Annotated in this window: 22 protein-coding genes; 14 read left to right on the top strand and 8 right to left on the bottom strand. The window is 62.0% G+C overall.

Annotated features, from left to right (window positions below; genetic code table 11):
• The first annotated feature begins 29 nt into the window (after positions 1-29).
• The 7 genes from AC04SF_RS24650 (at position 30) to AC04SF_RS24620 (ending at position 5400) form a co-directional block, all read left to right on the top strand.
• A complete protein-coding gene (locus AC04SF_RS24650; protein WP_488479889.1) occupies positions 30-851 on the top strand; it encodes an enoyl-CoA hydratase in 822 nt (273 codons plus the stop codon).
• A gap of 2 nt (positions 852-853) precedes the next feature.
• Positions 854-1276, top strand: coding sequence for a VOC family protein (locus AC04SF_RS24645; RefSeq protein ID WP_488479888.1), 423 nt, complete (start codon positions 854-856; stop codon positions 1274-1276).
• Between the two features lie 13 nt (positions 1277-1289).
• On the top strand, positions 1290-2072 hold the full coding sequence (locus tag AC04SF_RS24640; protein WP_488479887.1) for an AAA family ATPase: 783 nt from the start codon (positions 1290-1292) through the stop codon (positions 2070-2072).
• Positions 2069-2590 carry a CoA-binding protein gene (locus AC04SF_RS24635; protein WP_488479886.1) on the top strand — a complete coding sequence of 174 codons (522 nt, stop codon included), beginning with the start codon at positions 2069-2071 and terminating at the stop codon, positions 2588-2590. Before AC04SF_RS24640 ends, AC04SF_RS24635 begins: the two co-directional genes overlap by 4 nt.
• Positions 2591-2750: 160 nt before the next feature.
• The gene (locus AC04SF_RS24630) at positions 2751-4031 is read left to right on the top strand and encodes an O-acetylhomoserine aminocarboxypropyltransferase (RefSeq protein WP_019857664.1); all 1281 of its coding nucleotides are present in this window, start codon (positions 2751-2753) and stop codon (positions 4029-4031) included.
• Between the two features lie 6 nt (positions 4032-4037).
• Positions 4038-4382, top strand: coding sequence for a cupin domain-containing protein (locus tag AC04SF_RS24625; RefSeq protein ID WP_488479885.1), 345 nt, complete (start codon positions 4038-4040; stop codon positions 4380-4382).
• A gap of 232 nt (positions 4383-4614) precedes the next feature.
• Positions 4615-5400 (top strand): glycosyltransferase family 25 protein, encoded by a 786-nt coding sequence (locus AC04SF_RS24620; protein ID WP_488479884.1) that lies wholly within the window; start codon positions 4615-4617, stop codon positions 5398-5400.
• A gap of 79 nt (positions 5401-5479) precedes the next feature.
• Here the strand turns inward: AC04SF_RS24620 and AC04SF_RS24615 are convergent, their stop codons facing one another.
• Positions 5480-6439: a hypothetical protein gene (locus tag AC04SF_RS24615; protein ID WP_488479883.1), complete on the bottom strand. Its 960-nt coding sequence runs from the start codon at positions 6437-6439 to the stop codon at positions 5480-5482.
• A gap of 136 nt (positions 6440-6575) precedes the next feature.
• Positions 6576-7826, bottom strand: coding sequence for a cytochrome P450 (locus tag AC04SF_RS24610; protein ID WP_488479882.1), 1251 nt, complete (start codon positions 7824-7826; stop codon positions 6576-6578).
• A gap of 106 nt (positions 7827-7932) precedes the next feature.
• Between AC04SF_RS24610 and AC04SF_RS24605 the strand changes: the two genes are divergently transcribed.
• A complete protein-coding gene (locus AC04SF_RS24605) occupies positions 7933-8043 on the top strand; it encodes an NAD(P)-binding protein (RefSeq protein ID WP_488479881.1) in 111 nt (36 codons plus the stop codon).
• Positions 8044-8113: 70 nt separating this feature from the next.
• Here the strand turns inward: AC04SF_RS24605 and AC04SF_RS24600 are convergent, their stop codons facing one another.
• A complete protein-coding gene (locus tag AC04SF_RS24600; RefSeq protein WP_096457129.1) occupies positions 8114-8704 on the bottom strand; it encodes a hypothetical protein in 591 nt (196 codons plus the stop codon).
• Between the two features lie 340 nt (positions 8705-9044).
• Between AC04SF_RS24600 and clpP the strand changes: the two genes are divergently transcribed.
• The 4 genes from clpP to AC04SF_RS24580 all read left to right on the top strand — a co-directional run bounded on the left by clpP (position 9045) and on the right by AC04SF_RS24580 (position 14400).
• Positions 9045-9674, top strand: coding sequence for an ATP-dependent Clp endopeptidase proteolytic subunit ClpP (gene clpP / locus AC04SF_RS24595; protein ID WP_010915650.1), 630 nt, complete (start codon positions 9045-9047; stop codon positions 9672-9674).
• A 295-nt stretch (positions 9675-9969) separates the two neighbouring features.
• A complete protein-coding gene (gene clpX / locus AC04SF_RS24590) occupies positions 9970-11244 on the top strand; it encodes an ATP-dependent Clp protease ATP-binding subunit ClpX (RefSeq protein WP_488479880.1) in 1275 nt (424 codons plus the stop codon).
• 274 nt (positions 11245-11518) lie between these two features.
• On the top strand, positions 11519-13930 hold the full coding sequence (gene lon / locus AC04SF_RS24585; protein WP_096457132.1) for an endopeptidase La: 2412 nt from the start codon (positions 11519-11521) through the stop codon (positions 13928-13930).
• 197 nt (positions 13931-14127) lie between these two features.
• Positions 14128-14400, top strand: a complete 273-nt coding sequence (locus AC04SF_RS24580; protein ID WP_006201846.1) for an HU family DNA-binding protein — start codon at positions 14128-14130, stop codon at positions 14398-14400.
• Positions 14401-14486: 86 nt separating this feature from the next.
• Here the strand turns inward: AC04SF_RS24580 and AC04SF_RS24575 are convergent, their stop codons facing one another.
• Positions 14487-15509, bottom strand: coding sequence for an aldo/keto reductase (locus tag AC04SF_RS24575; RefSeq protein WP_202350555.1), 1023 nt, complete (start codon positions 15507-15509; stop codon positions 14487-14489).
• 179 nt (positions 15510-15688) lie between these two features.
• Here AC04SF_RS24575 and AC04SF_RS24570 point away from each other — a divergent pair, with 179 nt between their 5' ends.
• Both AC04SF_RS24570 and AC04SF_RS24565 read left to right on the top strand, forming a co-directional pair.
• Entirely contained in the window at positions 15689-16255 is a 567-nt protein-coding gene (locus AC04SF_RS24570; protein ID WP_488479879.1) for an SIS domain-containing protein, read from the top strand.
• A 3-nt stretch (positions 16256-16258) separates the two neighbouring features.
• Positions 16259-17002, top strand: coding sequence for a creatininase family protein (locus AC04SF_RS24565; RefSeq protein ID WP_488479878.1), 744 nt, complete (start codon positions 16259-16261; stop codon positions 17000-17002).
• Here AC04SF_RS24565 and AC04SF_RS24560 read toward each other — a convergent pair.
• The 4 genes from AC04SF_RS24560 to AC04SF_RS24545 form a co-directional block, all read right to left on the bottom strand.
• On the bottom strand, positions 16999-17313 hold the full coding sequence (locus AC04SF_RS24560) for a hypothetical protein (protein ID WP_488479877.1): 315 nt from the start codon (positions 17311-17313) through the stop codon (positions 16999-17001). The two genes, AC04SF_RS24565 and AC04SF_RS24560, sit on opposite strands and share 4 nt — an antisense overlap.
• Positions 17310-18227, bottom strand: coding sequence for a carbohydrate ABC transporter permease (locus AC04SF_RS24555; RefSeq protein WP_488479876.1), 918 nt, complete (start codon positions 18225-18227; stop codon positions 17310-17312). The genes AC04SF_RS24560 and AC04SF_RS24555 overlap by 4 nt, the downstream gene beginning before the upstream one ends.
• An 11-nt stretch (positions 18228-18238) precedes the next feature.
• Complete coding sequence (locus AC04SF_RS24550; protein ID WP_488479875.1) at positions 18239-19360, bottom strand: carbohydrate ABC transporter permease; 1122 nt, start codon at positions 19358-19360, stop codon at positions 18239-18241.
• A 95-nt stretch (positions 19361-19455) separates the two neighbouring features.
• Positions 19456-21123 (bottom strand): ABC transporter substrate-binding protein, encoded by a 1668-nt coding sequence (locus AC04SF_RS24545; RefSeq protein ID WP_202350551.1) that lies wholly within the window; start codon positions 21121-21123, stop codon positions 19456-19458.
• Positions 21124-21296: the final 173 nt, after the last annotated feature.

Below are 21296 nucleotides of genomic sequence, written 5' to 3'. Positions count from 1 at the left end.
GTCCGACCGGAATCGCGGAGACCTTAGCCATGGCCGAAATCCTTGCCATCAAGCCTGCTCCTGTTGAAGGTCCGGTTGTCGCACAACTGGACAAGGGCGTGCTGCGTCTGACGCTCGCCAATCCGCCCGCCAACGCTCTTTCTCTCGCGGTGATGGCGGCGCTGACGGCGGAACTGGACCGCGCCAAGGCGGACAAGGCGGTTCGTGTCATCATCCTGTCGGCGGCGGGAAAAGTGTTCTGTGCCGGCCATGATCTCAAGGAGATGACCGCGCGGCGTGCCGACGCCGATCGCGGCAAGGCCTTCTTCGATGATACCTTTGCCGCTTGCGCCGCGCTGATGCAGGCGATCGTGCGTCATCCCTTGCCTGTCATCGCCGAAGTCGACGGTCTGGCGACCGCCGCGGGCCTGCAGCTGGTCGCCAGCTGCGACCTGGCGATCGCTTCGCACGAAGCGACTTTCTGCACGCCGGGCGTCAACATCGGCTTGTTCTGTTCGACGCCGATGGTGGCGCTGTCGCGCAACGTCTCGCGCAAGCAGGCGATGGAGATGCTCCTGACCGGCGAGACGATCGACGCGGCAACGGCCAAGGAATTCGGCTTGGTCAACCGCGTCGTGCCGCGCGAATACCTGAATCAGATTGTCACCAAATACGCGCAAACCATTGCTTCCAAATCATCTTTGGTGATCAAGATCGGCAAGGAGGCCTTTTACGCGCAGGCCGAAATGGGGCTGGCGGACGCCTATGCCTATACCGGCCGCGTCATGGTGGAGAACATGCTGGCGCGCGATGCGGAGGAAGGCATCGGTGCCTTCATCGGCAAGCGCAAGCCGGAATGGACGGACGAGTAGCCGTGCAACCGCGCATCTCCATCATCACGATCGCGACCGATGATCTTGACAGCGCGGTGCGCTTCTACGAGGCGATGGGCCTTACCCGCCATGCCGGCATCACCGACGGTGTCGCCTTCTTCCAGATGGGCGGGGCCATTCTCGGCCTGTTCCCGCGCGCCAGCGCCGAGGAGGATTCCGGCGTCACCTTCGCCAGGGCGCCTTCCGCCGTCTATCTTGCCTACAACACCCGCTCCGACGCAGAGGTCGACGAGGTCCTTGCCATGGCGGAAAGAGCCGGCGGGCGCATCGTCAAGCCGGCAGGCCGCGCCTTCTGGGGCGGCTGGTATGGCTATTTCGCCGATGCGGACGGGCATGTCTGGGAAGTGGCGCACAATCCGGCCTTCCCAATCGCGGAAGACGGCACGATTTCGCTGCCTAAATGATGATGATCACGTGATGGCCTACCGCAAGCAGCTGACGCGGCTGAAGGCGCCCTATCTCAAACGCATCCTGCTCGATCCCGAGCGCGTGGCGGACTGGGAAAAATACCCCTGGAACCTGCCACTGTTTCGCGGCCACGAATTCGAGCTCGAATTCACCACGCCGATCACCATCATCGTCGGCGAGAACGGCACCGGGAAATCCACCTTGCTCGAGGCGATCGGCGCGCTGGCCGGCTATGACGAGGCGGGCGGTGGCAAGGGCTACCGCCCGGTCGACCATTCCAGCGCCATCGACCAGAGCGGCGCCGCGCTGGCGAACACGTTCCGCGGCCACTGGCTGCCAAAAGTCACCGCCGGCTGGTTCTTTCGCGCCGAATCCTTCTATTCCGTCGCCCGCTACCTCGATCAGGCCGCGCTAGAAGATCCGTTCGGGCCACCGCCGCCGGACTTTTTGTCGTGGTCGCACGGCGAAGGGTTTATCCGTTTCTTCGAGGAGCGCTGCCGCAGGCAAGGCATCTACATCCTCGACGAGCCGGAAAGCGCGCTGTCACCGTCGCGCCAGATCGAACTGCTGAAGATGCTGCGGCGCATGGACCAGTCGGGCACCGCGCAGGTGATCATGGCGACGCATTCGCCGCTGCTGATGGCTTGTCCCGGGGCGCAGCTGTTTCGCATCAGCCGGTTCGGGCTCGAGCCCGCGGACTTTCGCGATACCGACCACTTCCGCATGTTGCGCGATTTCAGCAACGACCCGGATGGTTTTCTCGCCGAGGCGTTGTATGAGGACGAGGCATGAATCACGATAGCTACGACAACGCCTACATCGGCGGCATCCTCAACTCGGTGAAGACCATCGCCATGGTCGGCGCGTCGGCCAATGACGTCAGGCCGAGCTATTTCGTGCTGAAGTACCTGCTGGCCAAGGGCTTTTCGGTGTTTCCGATCAATCCGGGTCAGGCCGGCAGGGAGATCCTCGGCCGGATGACCTATGCCAGCCTCGCCGACATTCCTGAGCCGATCGACATGGTCGACATTTTTCGCGCCGCAACCGCGGTGCCCGGGATCGTCGACGAGGTGTTGCGGCTCGATCCCTTGCCGAAAGTCGTCTGGATGCAGCTGGGCGTGCGTCATGACGAGGCAGCCGCGCGTGCCGAGGCGGCCGGCATCAAGGTGGTCATGAACCGCTGCCCCAAGATCGAGTACGGCAAGCTGTCCGGCGAGATCGGCTGGACCGGCGTCAATTCCGGCGTGCTGTCGTCCAAAAAACCGCTGATGCGCCAGGGCTTCCAGAGCTTTGGCGTACGGCAGAAATAGGTAGCGGGAGAGAAGCGCAAAATTATTCCGGCTGACGCCGTATTATCCTGCGGTTTGGTCGAAGGTCCCACGCCGAAGGGTATTTTCTTCTTTGCTTTCCAGGCCGGGCTTCGCCAAGAATGCCCGGCGAATTTCAGAAGGTTCTCGAGGGAGGTTTTCAGTGACCCGTACGCCCGGTTTCAACACGCTCGCCGTCCATGCCGGCGCCAAGCCCGATCCGGCCACCGGCGCGCGCGCCACGCCGATCTACCAGACGACCTCCTTCGTCTTCGACGATGCCGACCACGCCGCCTCTCTGTTCGGCCTGAAGGCCTTCGGCAACATCTACACCCGCATCATGAACCCGACCCAGGCCGTGCTTGAAGAGCGCGTCGCGGCACTAGAGGGCGGCACGGCGGCCCTCGCGGTCGCATCCGGCCACGCCGCGCAGGTCATCGTCTTCCACAATCTCATGCAGCCAGGTGACAATTTTGTAGCCGCGACAAGGCTCTATGGCGGCTCGATCAACCAGTTCGGCCATGCCTTCAAGAACTATGGCTGGGAGGTGCGTTGGGCCGACACCAACGACATCTCGACCTTCGAAAGCCAGATCGACGACAGGACCAAGGCGATCTTCATCGAGAGCCTGGCCAATCCGGGCGGCACCTTCGTCGATATCGAAAAGATCGGCGACATCGCCCGCAAACACGGCCTGCCGCTGATCGTCGACAACACCCTGGCCTCGCCCTATCTGATCCGGCCGATCGAGCATGGCGCCGACATCGTCGTGCATTCGCTGACCAAGTTCATCGGCGGCCATGGCAATTCCATCGGCGGCGTCATCGTCGATGGCGGCACCTTCGACTGGTCGAAGTCGGGCAAGTACCCAATGCTGTCGGAGCCGCGTCCCGAATATGGCGGCCTCGTGCTGCACGAAACCTTCGGCAATTTCGCCTTCGCCATTGCCGCGCGTGTGCTCGGCCTGCGCGACCTCGGCCCGGCGATCTCGCCCTTCAACGCCTTCCTCATCCTGACCGGGCTGGAAACCTTGCCGCTGCGCATGCAGCGCCATTGCGACAATGCCGTCACGGTCGCCGGCTGGCTGTCGAACCATCCGAAGGTCGCCTGGGTGAACTATCCCGGCCTGCCCAGCGACAAGAACAACGCGCTGCAGAAGAAATATTCGCCGCTCGGCGCTGGTGCGGTGTTCACCTTCGGTCTCAAGGGCGGCTACGAGGCCGGCGTCAAATTCGTCGAGGCGCTGGAACTGTTTTCGCATCTGGCCAATGTCGGCGACACCAAGTCGCTGGTCATCCATCCGGCCTCGACCACGCATCGCCAGCTTTCCGACGAGCAGAAGGTCAAAGCCGGCGCCGGCCCGGACACTGTGCGGCTTTCCATCGGCATCGAGGACGTCACTGACATCGTCGCCGACCTCGAACAGGCGCTTGCCAAGGTCTGATCGGGGATGGCTGCGTTTCTTTCCGTCGACACCAAGAGCATCGAACCCGAATCTGGCGCGCCGGCGCCGGACCGGCTGATCTCGGGCGATCCGAAATTCCGCACCTGGAACGTCGAGGAACGGGATGGCGGCCTCTATGCCGGCATCTGGGAATCGACCCCCGGCAAATGGCGCATCGTCTATGACGAATGGGAGTTCTGCCACATCCTGTCCGGCGTTTCGGTGCTCGCGGAAGACGGCGGCGAAGCCCGCACCGTACGCGCCGGCGACAGCTTTGTGCTGAGGCCGGGATTCAAGGGCAGCTGGGAAGTGCTTGAAACGACTCGCAAGGAATATGTGATCAAGCTGTAGTCAGCCGATCAGATGGCGCGATCAATATCGCTGCCGGAAAATCCGTACCGGGCATCTGGCTCTGCGGCCACAAGTATTCGGCAGCCACCCAAAGTTGACTGCCGTTTAGCGCGCTCTTATAGGGACGTCGACAGGCGACAATGACTACCGGTGAACTTCCCGACCAAAGCGGAGACACGAAGTAGAGATCGCCAACAGCTTTCATGCCTCGAGGACGACAGTGAAGTGTTTGGTGATCAATCTTGACCGATCAGCCGATCGGCTCGCGGAAGTCACGGCAGAATTTGCCCGCATTGGAATTCCTTTCGAGCGTGTTGCGGGGATCGATGCGGCCACTGGGGCTCCTGTCATCGCCCCTCCGCTCACCGAGGCGGAAGTCTGCTGCTTTCTCAGCCATCGTCTCTGCTGGCAAATCATCGCGGACGGCCCCGATCGGTACGGCGTCGTCTTCGAGGATGATGTCGTCTTCAGCCACGACGCCGGACCCATGCTGGCCGATGGCAGCTGGATTCCGCGAGATGCGGACGTGGTCAAGCTCGAAACATTCTTTGTCCCGGTGAGGCTCGGGGGCCGGCATGTCCCCGTCAAGAATGGATACTCCGCAACGCGGCTGTTCGGGCAACATATGGGCGCATGCGGCTATATTCTTTCGAAAAAGGCCGCACAGAAGCTGCTCAAGAGCACCAGGCGCCTTAAGGCAACGGTCGATTTCGTGCTCTTCAGTCCAACCGAGATGACGACCGCGCGCAGCACGACCTACCAACTGATGCCCGCGCTCTGCGCCCAGGCCCAGTTCGTTGCGGAGAACGGCGGCCCCGCGACCTTGATCCAGTTCGCTCCGCCGCCGCCCAGAAACAAGCGTATCCTTGACAGGATCCAGGCAGAGGCGACGCGCGCCTTGGCGCGTCTTCGAAACAGGAACTTTTTCGCGACGCAGAAGGTCGACGCCGTGCCGCTGCGTTTTCCGCTGGCGATGCAAGCCGACATCGACCCCAACCCGATCCCGGCATTGGCATAAGCGCCTCCCGGAGGGGATCGCCAAACGAGCGTCGATGCGAACTCGTTTCAGGTGATTTGGGCGCCTGATTTCCGCAGGTCTACTTCGCCGGAAACTGGCTAAGACAGGCTTCCGATGCCTTGTCGTGCGCGGTCAGCAAGTCGGCGTCCTGTGCCTCGACATGGGCGTCCGATATCTCGTCGCGATAATATTGCGCCAGGAGGTCGAGCCCGTCCTGGCTGACGCCATAGGTCGGGATCTCCCGGGCGAGGCAGCCGCAAAGCGCGAGTGCGCGATCGGGCGAGCCGATCTTGTGGTTGGTCCGAATGAAATCCTGCGCCGGGCAGGCATCGAGAAATGCGCCGAAGTTCAGCTTCTGCTGAGGCTTATCGCCATGATCGAAATAGGCCGGCGGCCATTGGCTTTTGCCGCCCGCGACATCGCAGCCTGTGGCGACGTCCTGGGCACTTTTCGACAAAGCGAGCCAGGCATCCTCCTTGTCGCCGATGGGATACTCGACATCCTGCCCGGCAATCGAAGCCGTATAGGCATCAAGGTCGGCCTGTTTGAAGCCGACGACCTGAAATCGGTTGAACTGGCATTGGCATGCCGTGGCCGCCTGTTCCGCTTCGCCCTGGGCCGGCTGCTCGCCCAACTTGCTTTTCTGGCAGGCGGCCACGAAGGCTGCGCCATCGAGCGTCGAAGCTGGAAAAGTGGAAGTGTCGACATAGCGCGTTCCATCCCAACCAATCGTCATCGTGTCGGACTGGATGTCGAAAAAGCCGTTTCGCTTGAAGGGGCTGAGCGCGATCTTGTCCTGTGGCACCAGCCGCGCGCCGGGAATGTCTCCCAAAACCTCATCGTAGCTGTCGCCCTCCAGGACGAACAGGAAGTTGCCGCATTGGATGCCGTCGCAGCCCGGCGCGTAGCGGTAGGCGAAGATTTCAGGCAAGCCGTCGAGATTGAGATCGGCCTCGATAGCGAAGGACGCCAGCGGCAGGCCTTTCGATCCGGTCTGCCGTTCCAAAAGCCCCATCGCCATTTTCTGGGCGATGGCCATGCTGTTTTCCCAGGGAATGTTTTCCGGCTGTTGCTGGGCGCGTGCGACACCCAAGCAGACGCATAGCAAGGCCAATGCGAACGCCGTCGCCGGTCTCCAGAACAGTCTCATCGCGCAGCCCCAGGCCCGCGATCGTTCAGAAGCCGACGGCGAGCGTTTCCAACCCATGGAAGTGGTAAGTGTCGCGGAAGCGGGGCTGTTCGGCAAGATGCAGTTGCGGATGCCGTTCGAACAAAGTCTTCAGCGACACCTGCAATTCGAGCCGCGCCAGCGGCGCGCCGATGCAGAAATGGATGCCGGCGCCGAAGGACACGTTCTTCTGGTCGGTTCTATCAGGCCGGAAGGCCTGCGGTTCGGCAAAGGCGCGCGGATCGTGATTGGCCATGCCGAGCAAAAGCCCGATGGTCTGTCCCGGCTGCACGACGATCCCGGGCGCAATCTCAATCTCCTGATAGGCGTAGCGCATGAACATATGCAGCGGCGCGTCGAAGCGCAGGCATTCCTCGACCGTTGCAGCGGCCGCTTCCGCCGAGGTGAAGAAGCGGCCGGGATCGCCGCCTTGCGCCAGGATCGAGCGCACCGCATTGCCGGTCTGATGCACGGTCGCCTCATGGCCGGCATTGAGCAGCAGGATGGCCGAGGACACCATCTCATCCTCGGTCAGCCTCTGGCCGTCCTCCTGCGCCGAGATCAGCAGTGAAAGCAGGTCGTCTCCAGGGTTCTTGCGCCGCTCGGTGACGTAACCGCGCAGGAAATCGGCAAATTGGCCCGCAGCGCGATTGGCCGTCTCCTCGGTCTCGCGCGTGCGGCCATGGATGTACATGGCGACCATCTGATGTGACCAGTCGAGCAGTTGCGGCCCCATCTCGACCGGCACGCCAAGCATTTCGGCGATGATGGTGATCGGCAGGGGGGAGGCGAAGGCGGGCAAAAGGTCGACCGGTCCGGTCGGGTCAAACCGGTCGATCAACTCGTTGGCGAGCGCTTCGACACGCGGCCGCAGCCGCTCGACCTGGCGCGAGACGAAGGCGCGGTTGACCAGTGTCCTCAGCCGCGTGTGCACCGGCGGTTCCAGCTCGAGCATGGAGTTGGCTTCAATGCCGTCGAACGCCTTGAGATGGCTGCGATCCTGGCCGACGCCCCGGCTGTCGGGAATGCCGGCGGGGTTCTGGCGGCCGAAGCGGCGGTCGCGCAGCAGCCGGTTGACATCGTCGAAGCCGCCAAAGCACCAGAAGCCGAATTCGTCCCAGAAAAAGGCATTCGAGACGCCGTGCAGGAAACCATAGGCCTCGTACGGGTTCAGGAAGAAAGCCGGCTCGTGCGGGTCGAGCCTGAGGCGCCGGGTGGCTGGATCAAGGGCGAGGTAAGGGAGCGTCGATTTGGTCATGCCAGACCCATAGCGCGGCTTGCAGGCCTCATTCCAGACCGTATGTTGGCGCCCGCATTCCAAAATGAATTGAGCCAGCCGATACGGCCGCGGAAGGCCTGACGGGGTGACTGTGACCGTCGTCGGCGCGGGGATTGCCGGTCTCTCCACGGCCTCGTCTTTGGCCAAAGCCGGCCATAGCATGTCGAGGGTGGCAACGGCGATATCGCCGGCCTGAAGACGTGGCTGCGAACGGAGGAGGCCTGAGTGCAGGCCAGATCGCTGCGGCTCAGGCTATGCCATGCCCGTTAATCCTGGCAATGCCTGGGAATATGCACGCGCCGCCAGCCTGACGACCCTTCGCGCACCAGCACGCGCCGCGCCACGGTCTGGTAGGAGGCGGGAACGTCGATGATGCGTCTTTGCTCGGGCTGCACCAGCACTTCCTCGGCGATCCGGTCATATTGCGCCGGGATGACGACCCGCCGCGTGCGTTCAGGCTGGATCACCACCGTCTCGGCGACGCGTTCATAGCGTGCCTTATGCCAGATCTTGCAGAGCACCTTGCGACCATGGATGACGCGCCATTCCCAGGAATAGCCACCGTCGTCGACTTGCACCGTGTGATAGACGGTTCGTGTGACGGCGGGCACGACCTCGTAGGTCACCTGAGCCGGGACGGTCATCACCACGCGTTCACGAGTGCCGTAGATGGGCGGGGTGTAGTCGACCTGCTGGCCGGGTGGGTTGACCATCACGTCTTCATAGACCGTGTCGTAAACATCGGGCGTGCGGACCGGTTCGTAACACTCCACGGCGCGGCCGCCGGCAGCCGTCTGCGAAGTGGTGCCGAGCATGACCAGCCCGGCAACAGCGAAGGATGCGCTTCTCCTGAACATGACACTCCCCCTGTTTGAACCTTGCACACAAGTTCAACGTTGAATTGTAGGGGAAGCCGCCGCTGAGAAAAGCGGTATTGCCGCATTTCGTTAAGTGACGCGGTTAAGAAATTGCTACGTTGCGGACCGGTTCCGCCTGCTCCAGGCCGGCGCAGACGTCCGGCGATGCGAATCCTTGGCCGTAAAGCTTGATTCGACTTACCCAGATGGCTAGGACGGGTCGGCCTTGCACAAGGATGAGCCGGCATCCTATCTACGGAACAACGATCCAGAACCGATTCTGCCCGAGCGGCCAGCATTCCCGGCGCCGGAATCCCCACCGCGAGATAAGAGATAACCGATGAAGAACCCCGTCGAAACCTACATGAACCTCGTTCCGATGGTGGTCGAACAGACCAATCGCGGCGAGCGGGCCTACGACATCTTCTCGCGCCTCCTCAAGGAGCGCATCATTTTCATCACCGGTCCGGTCGAGGACGGCATGGCGACGCTGGTCTGCGCGCAACTGCTGTTCCTCGAAGCCGAGAACCCGAAGAAGGAAATCAACCTCTATATCAATTCGCCGGGCGGCGTCGTCACCTCCGGCATGGCGATCTACGACACCATGCAGTTCATCAAGCCGGCCGTTTCGACGCTCTGCATCGGCCAGGCTGCCTCGATGGGCTCGCTGCTTTTGACCGCCGGCCACAAGGACATGCGCTTCGCCACGCCGAACGCCCGCATCATGGTTCACCAGCCGTCCGGCGGCTTCCAGGGCCAGGCCTCCGACATCGAGCGCCACGCCATGGACATCGTCAAGCTGAAGCGCCGTCTCAACGAGGTCTATGTCAAGCACACCGGCAAGAGCTACGAGGAGATTGAACGCACGCTCGACCGCGACCATTTCATGACCGCCGACGAAGCCAAGGATTTCGGCCTCATCGACAAGGTCATTTCGTCGCGCGAGCCGGCTGAAAGTGCCGTGGCATAAGGGCTTGGTGGCAGTTGGATGACACCATCACGCGCTTTTGGCGTGTTTTGCGGCATTTCGGCCACAATTGGCTGTTCCCTCGACGGTCGGGATTGCCTACGTTAAGGCTATGTTGATTTTCGACGGCTTAGCTTTGTGTGGGGTTGCTGCGAATCATTGCCACGTTTTCTGATTTGTGTTTCGTACGGAATACGTTGCGGGAGCCGGGACACTGGCGGCGGCGGATTCCCGCGATAAATAGAGTATGCGCCCTTTCAGCCAGACCATCGGCGGGCGGCCATGAAAGGACAGGAAAATGAGCAAGGTCGGCAACAACAGCGGTGACTCGAAGAACACGCTTTATTGCTCGTTTTGCGGCAAAAGCCAGCATGAGGTGCGCAAGCTGATCGCCGGTCCGACGGTCTTCATCTGCGACGAATGCGTCGAGCTCTGCATGGACATCATCCGCGAGGAGAACAAAACCTCGATGGTGAAGTCGCGCGAGGGCGTGCCGACACCGCAGGAGATCCTCAAGGTTCTCGACGACTATGTCATCGGCCAGCCCTACGCCAAGCGCGTGCTGTCGGTGGCGGTGCACAACCACTACAAGCGCCTCGCGCATGCCGGCAAGAACAACGATGTCGAGCTGGCCAAGTCCAACATCCTGCTGATCGGCCCGACCGGTTGCGGCAAGACGCTGCTCGCGCAGACGCTGGCCCGCATCATCGACGTGCCGTTCACCATGGCTGACGCCACGACGCTGACCGAAGCCGGTTACGTCGGCGAGGACGTCGAGAACATCATCCTGAAGCTGCTGCAGTCGGCAGACTACAATGTCGAGCGGGCCCAGCGCGGCATCGTCTACATCGACGAGATCGACAAGATTTCGCGCAAGTCCGACAATCCCTCGATCACCCGTGACGTGTCGGGCGAGGGCGTGCAGCAGGCGCTTTTGAAGATCATGGAAGGCACGGTCGCCTCCGTGCCGCCGCAGGGCGGCAGGAAGCATCCGCAGCAGGAGTTCCTGCAGGTCGACACCGCCAACATCCTGTTCATCTGCGGCGGCGCCTTCGCCGGGCTGGACAAGATCATCTCGGATCGCGGCAGAAAGACCTCGATCGGCTTCGGCGCCATCGTCGCTTCGCCGGAGGATCGCCGCACGGGCGATGTGTTCCGTCTGGTCGAGCCCGAGGATCTGCTGAAGTTCGGCCTCATTCCGGAGTTCGTCGGCCGTCTGCCGGTCCTGGCGACGCTGGAGGACCTCGACGAGCCGGCGCTGATCCAGATCCTGACCGAGCCGAAGAACGCACTGGTCAAGCAGTATCAGCGGCTGTTCGAGATGGAAAATGTCGACCTGACCTTCCACGAGAACGCCCTGTCGGCGATCGCCAAGCGCGCCATCGAGCGCAAGACCGGCGCGCGCGGCCTGCGTTCGATCATGGAAGCGATCCTGCTCGACACCATGTTCGAACTGCCCGCGCTTGAAGGCGTGCGCGAAGTGGTGATTTCGGAGGAAGTGGTGACCGGCAGCGCCCGGCCGCTCTACATCTACTCCGAACACAAGGAAAAGAAGGGCAATGTCAGCGCCTGATATGGCACTTGACCCCATATTTTTGTGGAACGGCGCCGTTGCGGCGCCGTTTTGCTGTGAAGGGCACGCGGCCTTTGTCATGGAGTGGATTTGCAGGCGATGTTAACTCTTGATCTTTGCCCTGCTTGCATCCACCTAACACGGGAAGGCCGAGGTGCCCGATTTCTGTGCTGTAAAACTCCCGTCACAAACGGTGGTAGGCGGAACGATCCCCGGTCGTTAATATAAGATTCGCGGTTGGCCTGATGGTGGCCGCGACATGAAAGGTTGGACAATGGCCAAAATATCCAAGGCTCCCAGCGACGGCGTCTTCGCAGTCCTCCCACTGCGCGACATCGTGGTGTTTCCGCACATGATCGTTCCGCTCTTTGTCGGGCGCGAGAAGTCGATCAAGGCGCTGGAAGAGGTGATGGGTCAGGAAAAGCAGATCCTGCTTGCCACCCAGATGAATGCCGCCGATGACGATCCCGAGCCCGATGCCATCTTCGACATCGGCACGCTCGCCAATGTGCTGCAATTGCTGAAGCTGCCCGATGGCACCGTCAAGGTTCTGGTCGAGGGCGCTTCGCGTGCCAAGATCGTTTCGTTCACCGACCGTCCCGATTTCCATGAAGCCAGCGCCGCGGCGCTGGTCGAGCCGGAAGAGGAAGAGGTCGAGGTCGAGGCGTTGGCGCGCTCGGTCGTCACCGACTTCGAAAACTACGTCAAGCTGAACAAGAAGATCTCGCCTGAAGTGGTGGGTGCCGCCAGCCAGATCGACGACTATTCCAAGCTCGCCGACACGGTTGCCTCGCATCTCGCCATCAAGATCCCTGAAAAGCAGGAAATGCTGGCCACGCTCTCGGTCAAGGAGCGGCTGGAAAAGGCGATGGGCTTCATGGAAGCCGAAATCTCCGTCCTGCAGGTGGAGAAGCGCATCCGCTCGCGCGTCAAGCGCCAGATGGAGAAGACGCAGCGCGAATACTACCTCAACGAGCAGATGAAGGCGATCCAGAAGGAGCTCGGCGAGGGCGAGGACGGCCGCGACGAGGCCGCCGAGATCGAGGCGCGCATCAAGAAGACCAAGCTCTCCAAGGAGGCCCGCGAAAAGGCGGAAGCCGAGTTGAAGAAGCTGCGGACGATGTCGCCTATGTCGGCGGAATCGACTGTCGTGCGCAACTATCTCGACTGGCTGCTGTCGATTCCGTGGGGCAAGAACTCCAAGGTCAAGCAAGACCTGGCCTACGCGCAGAACGTGCTCGACACCGATCACTTCGGCCTCGACAAGGTCAAGGACCGCATCGTCGAGTACCTGGCCGTGCAGAGCCGTCAGAAGAAGCTGAAGGGGCCGATCCTGTGCCTCGTCGGCCCTCCCGGCGTCGGCAAGACCTCGCTCGGCAAGTCGATCGCCAAGGCGACCGGTCGCGAATTCATCCGCATGGCGCTCGGCGGCGTGCGTGACGAAGCCGAGATCCGTGGCCATCGGCGCACCTATATCGGCTCGATGCCCGGCAAGGTCATCCAGTCGATGAAGAAGGCGAAGAAGTCCAATCCGCTCTTCCTGCTCGACGAGATCGACAAGATGGGCCAGGACTTCCGTGGCGATCCTTCATCGGCGCTGCTCGAGGTGCTCGATCCTGAACAGAACTCGACGTTCATGGACCATTACCTCGAGGTCGAATACGACCTGTCGAGCGTGATGTTCGTGACGACGGCCAATACGCTGAACATCCCTGCGCCCTTGATGGACCGCATGGAGATCATCCGTATCGCCGGTTACACCGAGGACGAGAAGATCGAAATCGCCAAGCGGCACCTGATGCCGAAGGTGATCCGCGATCACGCGCTGCAGCCGAAGGAGTTTTCCGTCGGCGAGGATGCGATCCGCGCCATTATCCAGACCTACACCCGCGAAGCGGGCGTCCGGAGTCTGGAGCGCGAGCTGATGAAGCTTGGGCGCAAGGCCGTGACCGAGATCCTGAAGACGAAGAAGAAGACGGTGAGCATCACGGCGGCGAACCTTGCCGACTACCTTGGTGTCCAGCGTTACCGCTTCGGTCAGGTCGAGGCTGACGATCAGGTCGGTGTCGTCACCGGTCTTGCCTGGACGGAAGTCGGCGGCGAGCTGCTGACGGTCGAAGGCGTCATGATGCCCGGCAAGGGCCGCATGACGGTGACCGGCAATCTGCGCGACGTGATGAAGGAATCGATTTCGGCGGCGGCTTCCTATGTCCGCTCGCGCGCCATCGATTTCGGCATCGAGCCGCCGCTGTTCGACAAGCGCGACATCCATGTCCACTTGCCGGAAGGCGCTACGCCTAAGGATGGCCCGTCCGCGGGTGCCGCCATGGCGACGGCCATTGTGTCGGTACTGACGGGTATTCCGGTCAGGGCCGATGTGGCGATGACTGGCGAGATAACGCTTCGCGGCCGCATCTTGCCGATCGGCGGCCTCAAGGAGAAGCTGCTCGCCGCTCTGCGCGGCGGCATCAAGAAGGTGCTGATCCCGGAAGACAACGCCAAGGATCTGGCGGAGATTCCGGACAATGTGAAGAACGGCATGGAGATCATTCCGGTCTCACGCGTCGGTGAGGTGTTGCGGCACGCATTGGTGCGTATGCCGGAGCCGATCGAATGGGTCGAACCGGTCAATCCACCGGCCTCGACCGACAGCGCCGATGATGCCGGAAAGTCGCTTGCGCATTAGGTTTTTCCTAAGGTTGCAGTGCTCAAACGGAAAGCCGGGCCTCGCGCCCGGCTTTTTCATGTGAAAAACCCCGGATTTCCGGGCTTTTTCCGCTTTTTTCCTGCCTTTTCGACTTGGTTGCGGGAACGCTTCTTTCTAAAGTCCGTTTCCTGCCGGATGAGTCGTTAGTTCCGGTGTTCTCATGGAAGGGAATTTTTATGAACAAGAACGAACTGGTGTCCGCTGTCGCCGACGCCGCGAGCATTTCGAAGGGTGACGCGCAGTCGGCGGTCGATGCGGTATTTTCCGTGATCACCGGCGAACTGAAGAAGGGCGGCGATGTCCGGCTTGTCGGCTTTGGCAATTTCACCGTGTCAAAGCGTGCGGCCTCGACCGGCCGCAACCCGCAGACCGGCGCCGAAGTGAAGATCCCGGCACGCACCGTGCCGAAGTTCTCGGCCGGCAAGGGCCTGAAGGACGCAGTCAACTAAGCGCGTTTTTCTTTTTCAGAGACACAGAAAAGCCGGGCTCGCCCGGCTTTTCATTTTTGTGCCTGCGGCAGTGAATGACCGCCGCGTCATGCGGTCGGCGCATCAGCGCGCATCAGGCCTTCCTTCTTGAGGTCCGCCCAGAGCGCCGCCGGCAGCTTCGCGTCGAGCAGCGCGCGGTTGCTTTCGACCTCGCTTGGCCGCTGGCCGCCGGGGATCACCGAGACGACCGACGGATGCAGCGCCGGAAATTGCAGCGCCGCCTCGATCAGCCTGACGCCATGGCGCGTGCAGACCGCCTCGATGCCGGCGACCCGCTCAAGAATGTCCTTCGGTGCTTCGGAATAGTTGTAGTAGGCGCCGGGCTTCGGTCCTGTTGCCAGGATACCGGAATTGTAGGGACCGCCCAGCACGATGCCGATGCCGCGCTTCTGGCAAAGCGGCAGGAAGGATGTCAGCGCCTCCTGTTCGAGCAGCGTGTAGCGCCCGGCAAGCAGGAACAGGTCGAAATCGCCGCGCTCGGCCAGTGTCTGGGCAACCTGCCATTCGTTGATGCCGCCGCCGAACGCCTTGATCGCCCCCTGGTCGCGCAGCGACAGCAACCCGTAATAACCCGAGCGCATGAATTCCTCGATGCGCCGGTCGGATGCCTCCTTGCTGCCATGGGTGAAGATGTCGACATCGTGCACGAACAGGATGTCGATGCGGTCGACGCCGAGCCGCTCGAGCGAGGCTTCGAACGAGCGCATGACGCCGTCATAGCTGTAGTCGTAGACTTCCCTGCGCGACGGCGTGTCGAAGAACTTGCCGATGCCCGTGCGCTCTTCCGGCGGGCAGGCGCGCATGAGGCGGCCGACCTTGCTCGACAGCACATAGTCGTCGCGCTTCTTGCCGCGCAGGAAGGGGTTGAGGCGTGTTTCCGACAGGCCGAGCCCATAGAGCGGCGCTGTGTCGTAGTAACGGCAGCCGGTCGCCCAGGCGGCGTCGAGCGTGGCATTGGCATCCGCGTCCGAAACGGCGCGGTAGAGATTGCCGAGCGGTGCCGTGCCGAAGCCGAGCTCCGTAAAGGTGAGGCCGCCATTGCCGATGCGGTCGAAATGCCGTGTCTTCATGTCCTGCAGTTTTCCTGGGTTTGATCTGTCTGAGCTGATTTGTCTGACATGACACTATCACGCCTGTGGCCCCGCAAAAGCGTTGCGCGGCGTTGGACACGCATTTTCGCGGTTGCTAGCATGAACGAAATCAAGCTGTTCGTGGGAAATCGCAAGATGATTTCGAGGATGGGTGTGCCGTGAGCGACCGGAACGAAAACCTGTTCAAGACCGCGCTCGACGAACTCGGCGGCGTGCTGGCGCGGGTGGATGGCAGCCAAATCGACGCCGCTTGCAAGCTGTTGGCCGAAGCCAAACAGATCGTTGCCTATGGTTGCGGCCGCGAGGCCTTGCAGGTCAAGGGTTTCGCCATGCGGCTCTATCATCTCGGCCTGCCGGTCGCGGTGGTCGGCGACATGACCACGCCGCCGCTGGGGCCTGGCGACGTCTTCCTCGCCAGTTCCGGGCCGGGAGAAACCTCGACGGTGCTCACCTTGATGCGCGTCGCGCGCGATGCCGGCGCGACCAATCTGCTGCTGACCGCCCAGGCCGGCGGCAGCGCGGCAAGACTGGCCGACACCACGCTGCTCATCCCGGCCCAGACCATGGCCAATGACCAGGGACCGCAAAAAACTTCTGTCCTACCGATGGGTTCGGTGTTCGAAGGCGCGCTGTTCCTGCTGTTCGAGGTGATGGTGCTGAAGCTCAAATCCCTGAGCGGTGCGTCGCCCGAGGCCATGCGTGCCCGCCACACCAACATGGAATAGATCATGCGCTATGAACTGATGCTGCCGCACCAGATCCGCAAGGCGATTGCCGAGAATTGGCCGGTCGCCCTGCCACTCGGCGTGCTCGAATACCATGGCGAGCACATGGCCGTCGGCATGGACACTCTGGCCGTCATCAAGACGCTGGAACTGTTCGAGAAGGAGAGGGACATCGTCATCCTGCCGCCCTTCTACTATGGTGCGGCGAGTTACGCGGTGGCGCCGCCGGAAGGCACTGGCTCGGTGCAGGTCGGCGGCAATCAGCTGGCGCCGTTCGGCGAAGAACTGTTCTACAGCCTGCTGCGCATCGGTTTTCGCAACATCCACGCCATCGTCCATCACCAAACCGAGAATTTCGCCGCCGGCATGCCGACTGATCTCGCCTTCAAGACCGCCGGCCGCCAGGCGATCTTCCGCTTCCTCGAAAAGCAGCGCGGCGAGGGCTGGTGGGGCTCAAAGGACATGGCCGACTATTATGCCGAACACGCCGCAGGAGAAAACTTCTTCAACTGGGTGCAGGTGCATCCGCTGATGCCGGCGGCCATGAACGGCAAGTACCCGTTCGACCATGCCGGCATTGGCGAAACTTCGCTGATGCTGGCGCTATGCCCGGAGGCGGTGGATGCAGCTCACTTTGCCGACAATACCGGCTGGTATACGGCGAGCGCGAAAGACGCATCGGCTGAACTGGGGCAAAAGGGCGTCGCCATGATCATGGACCACCTGCGCGCGATCCTGAAGGCCTAACCCCGGCCTTTCGACCGCTCCGCCCGGTAGTCGGCGATCGACTTGTCCGGATCGCTCTTGGTGGCCACGCCCCAGATGAACGTGCCGGCGCCGGCTATCGCCAGGATGATGTAGAGGGCTATGCCAAGCGCCAAGTGATCGGCGTAAAAGCCCACCAGGGCCATGAGCAGGCCGCCGCAGAGCATCGCCAGCACAAAGCCCGCGATGACGGCGCGACCTTGCCAGGCGATCGGCATGACACCCTTGCCATAGCGGTCGCGGCCGACATAACCGACACGGATGTTGCGTGCGAACCAGTATTGGTTCGTCACTTCACGGCCCCCGCGGTCATGCCCATGATGAGATAGCGTTCCAAAGCAATGCCGATGACCGCCAGCGGTGCGATCGCCGCCGTGGCAAGGGCAGCCATCGACCACCAGTTGATGCCTTGCGAGCCGGTCTGGCTCGCCACCATGACGGGAATGGTCTTGGCATCGGTCGAGGTCAAAAGGGCGGCGAAAAAATACTCGTTCCAGCACAGCACCATCGCCAGGATGAAGGCGGCGACCATGCCCGGCAGCGCGATCGGCATGACGATGCGGAAAAACGCGCCCCAGATCGACAGGCCATCGACGAGAGCTGCTTCCTCCAGTTCGACCGGGATCGAATTGAACTGGTCGCGCATGATCCAGATGACGATCGGCAGCACCATCAGCGTGTAGAGCAGGATCAGTCCGATGCGCGTGTCGAGCAGGCCGACTTCCCGGTAGAGCACCAGGAAGGGCAGAGCGAGCACGACGGGCGGCAGGATCAGCTGCGACAGGAAGAAGAAGGAAATGTCCTCGTTCTTGAACCAGGCGAACTTGTAGCGGTAGCGCGTGAGGCCATAGGCGGCGAGGCTGCCGATGACGATGGCAAGGCTCGACGCGCCGACCGAGGTGATGACCGAATTCATGAAGCGCTTGAAGAACTCATCGCGCACCGTCGAGGTCTCGAAGATCGAATCCGGCGAGAGGCCGAGCGATCGCCAGCCCTTCCAGTCCGGCTGGAAGTCGACGAAGGGGATCAGATGGCCCTGGGTGACATCGACCGCCGATTTGAACGAGGTCGTTAGCGTCCAGTAGATCGGGAACAGGCAGATGAAAGCCCAGAACACCAGCGCGCCATAGATGAAGACGCGGCTGGTGATGAAGCTGGCCGGAGAGCGGATTTCGGAAATGGTGTATTCGGTGGTTTGAACGCTCATGATTCCACCGCTCAATTGACGTTGCGCACGAAGCGGTTGGCGAATTTCAGCAGCCAGGTCACGAACACGACGATGATGACCAGATAGGCCATCGCCAGCATGGTGCCGTAGCCGACATTCGAGCGGTCGCGGTATTCGCGGTAGATGAAACTGGAGACGGAATCAGTGGCGCCACCAGGTCCGCCCGAGGTCACCGTGATGATGATGTCGGCCAGCTTCAGCTTGAAGATGATGCGCAAGATGACCGCCGTCACCGACACCGGCAGCATCAGCGGAAAGGTGACTTGCCAGAAGGTCTGCCACGCGTTGGCGCCGTCGACCCGTGCTGCTTCGAGGATCTCACGCGACATCGCCTGCAGGCCGGCGAGCAGCATGATCATCATGAACGGGATGAAGGTCCAGGCATCCAGCACCATGATCGAGATGCGGGCGATGATCGGATCCGAGAAGAAGGCCGGGTTTTCCCAGCCGAGATGGCGCGCCAGCGTCGCCGCCGGCCCGAAGCGATATTCCATCAGTGACTTGCCGACCATCCACGACACCGCGACCGGCGACAGCATCAGCGGCATCAGGAAGACGACACGGAAGAATTTACGCGCCCGGATCTGCGCGTTGAGCAGCAGCGCCAGGCCGAAGGCGATGACATATTCGACCAGCACCGCCAGCACATAGAGCACCATGTTGAACAGCGCATTGCGATAGTAGGGATCGCTCAGCATCTGCCAGAAATTGTCGAGCCCGTTGAACCTGCGGCCACTGAAGGAGGAGAGGTTCCAATCGGTCAGAGCGATGTAGAAACCGAACAGCGTCGGGAAGATCACCATGGCGATGGTGAACAGCAGCGCCGGCAGCAGGAACAGCGCGCGCTGGCCGTCCTCGCCGCGCGTCAGCACCTGGCCGACGCCGAGTGCCACGCCCCACAACACATAGGCGTAGACCACGGGACGCCATGTCTCGAAGCCGATCGTGTCGACCTCGCTCTTGTAGAGGATCTGGACAAAGATCGTTGCCAGCAAGCCGAGCGTTGCAGCGGCCATCACCGCCCAGCCCAAGCGTCTGCGGCCTGGCGGTATCAGGTCGGATGGGACGGCGTTTGCCGGCCAATCCTTGGTGGGCAAAATCTGGTCAGCCACGCGTCTCGTCCGTTTGCAGAAGGCACTTCGCGACCGGCGGCGCCGGTCAAGGCAGGGTCCGGCGGCTTTCGTCGCCGGACCCCAGATTCACACGATCAGGCCAGGCCGAGCGAGGCCTTGTAGAGCTTGATCTGCTTTTCGCGCCCGATCTGGTCAGTGAGCTTTTCCCAGGCGGCGGCGATGGCATCGGCGCCTTCCTGCGCCTTCATCTTGCCGGCGAAGGTGTTGGCCAGAATGTCCTCGGCGGCGGAATAGTACTGGAAGATGCCGGGGATGCGTGGCTCGATCGCCGCGTTCGGATGGTTGTAGCTGTCGCCTTCCGACTTGAGGTAGGAGGTGATGAAGGCCTCGTCGTAGCCGGCCGCCACCCACTCCGGAATATCGAAATGCGAGTTGCGGTAGGGCTGGAAGCCGGACGGATACATCGCCGTCCAGATCGACAGGTCCTTGCCGCCGAGATGGGCGGCCGCGGACCAGGCCGCCTTTTTCTTCTTCTCGTCCTTGTCGACGCGGGCCATGACATAGACGCCCCAGCCGAGATAGGCGCAGTTCGGCGAATAGTTCGGCCCGCTGGCGAGCTTTTCCCACTTGCCGGTCTTGGAATTGTAGACATCGTCCGAACCCGGCAGGATCGAGAAGCCGGTGACGTCGCCGATGACCGAGGAATCGTTGGTCTTGACGTTGGAGCCGATGTCGCCCCACCAGGGGATCATCGAACCGGTGCCGGCCAGGAACTGCTGGAAGCCGGTGGTGTTCGGGTCGGCGTTGATCTGGTCGGCCGGTTCGGAGGGCAGCGCGTCGATCACGTCCTGAATGGCGCGCACCCAGGCCGGATTGTTGATGCGCGGTTTCATCGTGTCGGCGTCGAACAGCCATGCCTTGTCATCGGGATGCTTGGCATAGGCGGTGGCGCGGCTGCCGAGGAAGTAGAAGCCGAAACCGCCCCAGGGCTTGGGCGCATCGAGATAGCCATAGACGTCCTGGCCCTTGAATTTCTTGCCCTTGAGGAACTTGGTCACGGCCTGCACCTGCTGCCAGGTCTTGGGCACGCCCCATTCTCCGGCCCCGCCGCCGTCCTTCCACTGCTTGGCGAGGTCGGCATCGGCGAACACGTCGGTGCGGTAGTTGAAGTTGTGCGTGTCGCCGTCGATGGTGACGCGATACTGCTTGCCGTCCCAGGTGCCGACCGGCGGCTTCAGATAGTTGACCAGATCGTCGAAATCGATCTGCTTCTTGACCCAGTCGGGCATTTCGGAGGTCAAGCCCTTGCCGCAGACATCGCCTTCGAAGGGCGCGCCCATCTCGATGATGTCGAAGTCGACCGTGCCGGTGGCGATCGACTGCTGCAGGCGGGCATTGTAGTCGGCCTGCGCCAGGTCGATCCAGCTGATCTTGGCGCCGGTATAGGCCTCCCACGGCTTCAGGAAGCCGCGGAACAGCACATTGTGCAGGTTCTGGTTGTTGAGGCCCATGAAGGTCAGTTCAACGCCGGCGAATTCGCCTTCCTTGACATTGGCCTTAGTCGCCTCGAGGCAGAGCTCGCCGACCTTCTGGAAATCGGCATCGGTCGGCTGGCCTTTGCCAACGCCCGGAATCTGCAGGATCTTCGAGCGCAGTTCGCTTGCGGCGGAAGCCGGGCGCGTGAAGGCGCCGAGCCCGGCGCCGGATGCCGCCGCGATCGCGGCCATGCTGGCCGCACCCTTCAAGACGTCGCGCCGCGTGGCGCCGGCACGGACCAGTTTATCGTAAAGACCTGTTCTCATCGACTATTCCTCCCAGAATCAGTGTGAATGGATGTGACCGCCTGTCGGACGCTGAAGCACAACGATGCTCCCGGCTCGGATACGAATTAGGCAGGACCCCACCCTGCGTCGATTAAAGTCCCGATTGCGGATCGGTGCCGACATTTGGACCAGCGCCTGCCACTATTCTCACA

The sequence above is a fragment of the Mesorhizobium sp. CNPSo 4671 genome (genome assembly GCF_057784245.1).
This window is presented reverse-complemented; position numbering and strand designations above follow the sequence as displayed.

Coding starts and splice junctions, on each gene's coding strand:
- AC04SF_RS24650 (WP_488479889.1), top strand. CDS start 30: ATGGCCGAAATCCTTGCCATCAAGCCTGCTCCTGTTGAAGGTCCGGTT.
- AC04SF_RS24575 (WP_202350555.1), bottom strand. CDS start 15,509: ATGAAGACACGGCATTTCGACCGCATCGGCAATGGCGGCCTCACCTTT.
- AC04SF_RS24635 (WP_488479886.1), top strand. CDS start 2,069: ATGAATCACGATAGCTACGACAACGCCTACATCGGCGGCATCCTCAAC.
- clpX (WP_488479880.1), top strand. CDS start 9,970: ATGAGCAAGGTCGGCAACAACAGCGGTGACTCGAAGAACACGCTTTAT.
- AC04SF_RS24625 (WP_488479885.1), top strand. CDS start 4,038: ATGGCTGCGTTTCTTTCCGTCGACACCAAGAGCATCGAACCCGAATCT.
- lon (WP_096457132.1), top strand. CDS start 11,519: ATGGCCAAAATATCCAAGGCTCCCAGCGACGGCGTCTTCGCAGTCCTC.
- AC04SF_RS24640 (WP_488479887.1), top strand. CDS start 1,290: ATGGCCTACCGCAAGCAGCTGACGCGGCTGAAGGCGCCCTATCTCAAA.
- AC04SF_RS24555 (WP_488479876.1), bottom strand. CDS start 18,227: ATGAGCGTTCAAACCACCGAATACACCATTTCCGAAATCCGCTCTCCG.
- AC04SF_RS24615 (WP_488479883.1), bottom strand. CDS start 6,439: ATGGCCATCGCCCAGAAAATGGCGATGGGGCTTTTGGAACGGCAGACC.
- AC04SF_RS24610 (WP_488479882.1), bottom strand. CDS start 7,826: ATGACCAAATCGACGCTCCCTTACCTCGCCCTTGATCCAGCCACCCGG.
- AC04SF_RS24565 (WP_488479878.1), top strand. CDS start 16,259: ATGCGCTATGAACTGATGCTGCCGCACCAGATCCGCAAGGCGATTGCC.
- AC04SF_RS24600 (WP_096457129.1), bottom strand. CDS start 8,704: ATGTTCAGGAGAAGCGCATCCTTCGCTGTTGCCGGGCTGGTCATGCTC.
- AC04SF_RS24580 (WP_006201846.1), top strand. CDS start 14,128: ATGAACAAGAACGAACTGGTGTCCGCTGTCGCCGACGCCGCGAGCATT.
- clpP (WP_010915650.1), top strand. CDS start 9,045: ATGAAGAACCCCGTCGAAACCTACATGAACCTCGTTCCGATGGTGGTC.
- AC04SF_RS24545 (WP_202350551.1), bottom strand. CDS start 21,123: ATGAGAACAGGTCTTTACGATAAACTGGTCCGTGCCGGCGCCACGCGG.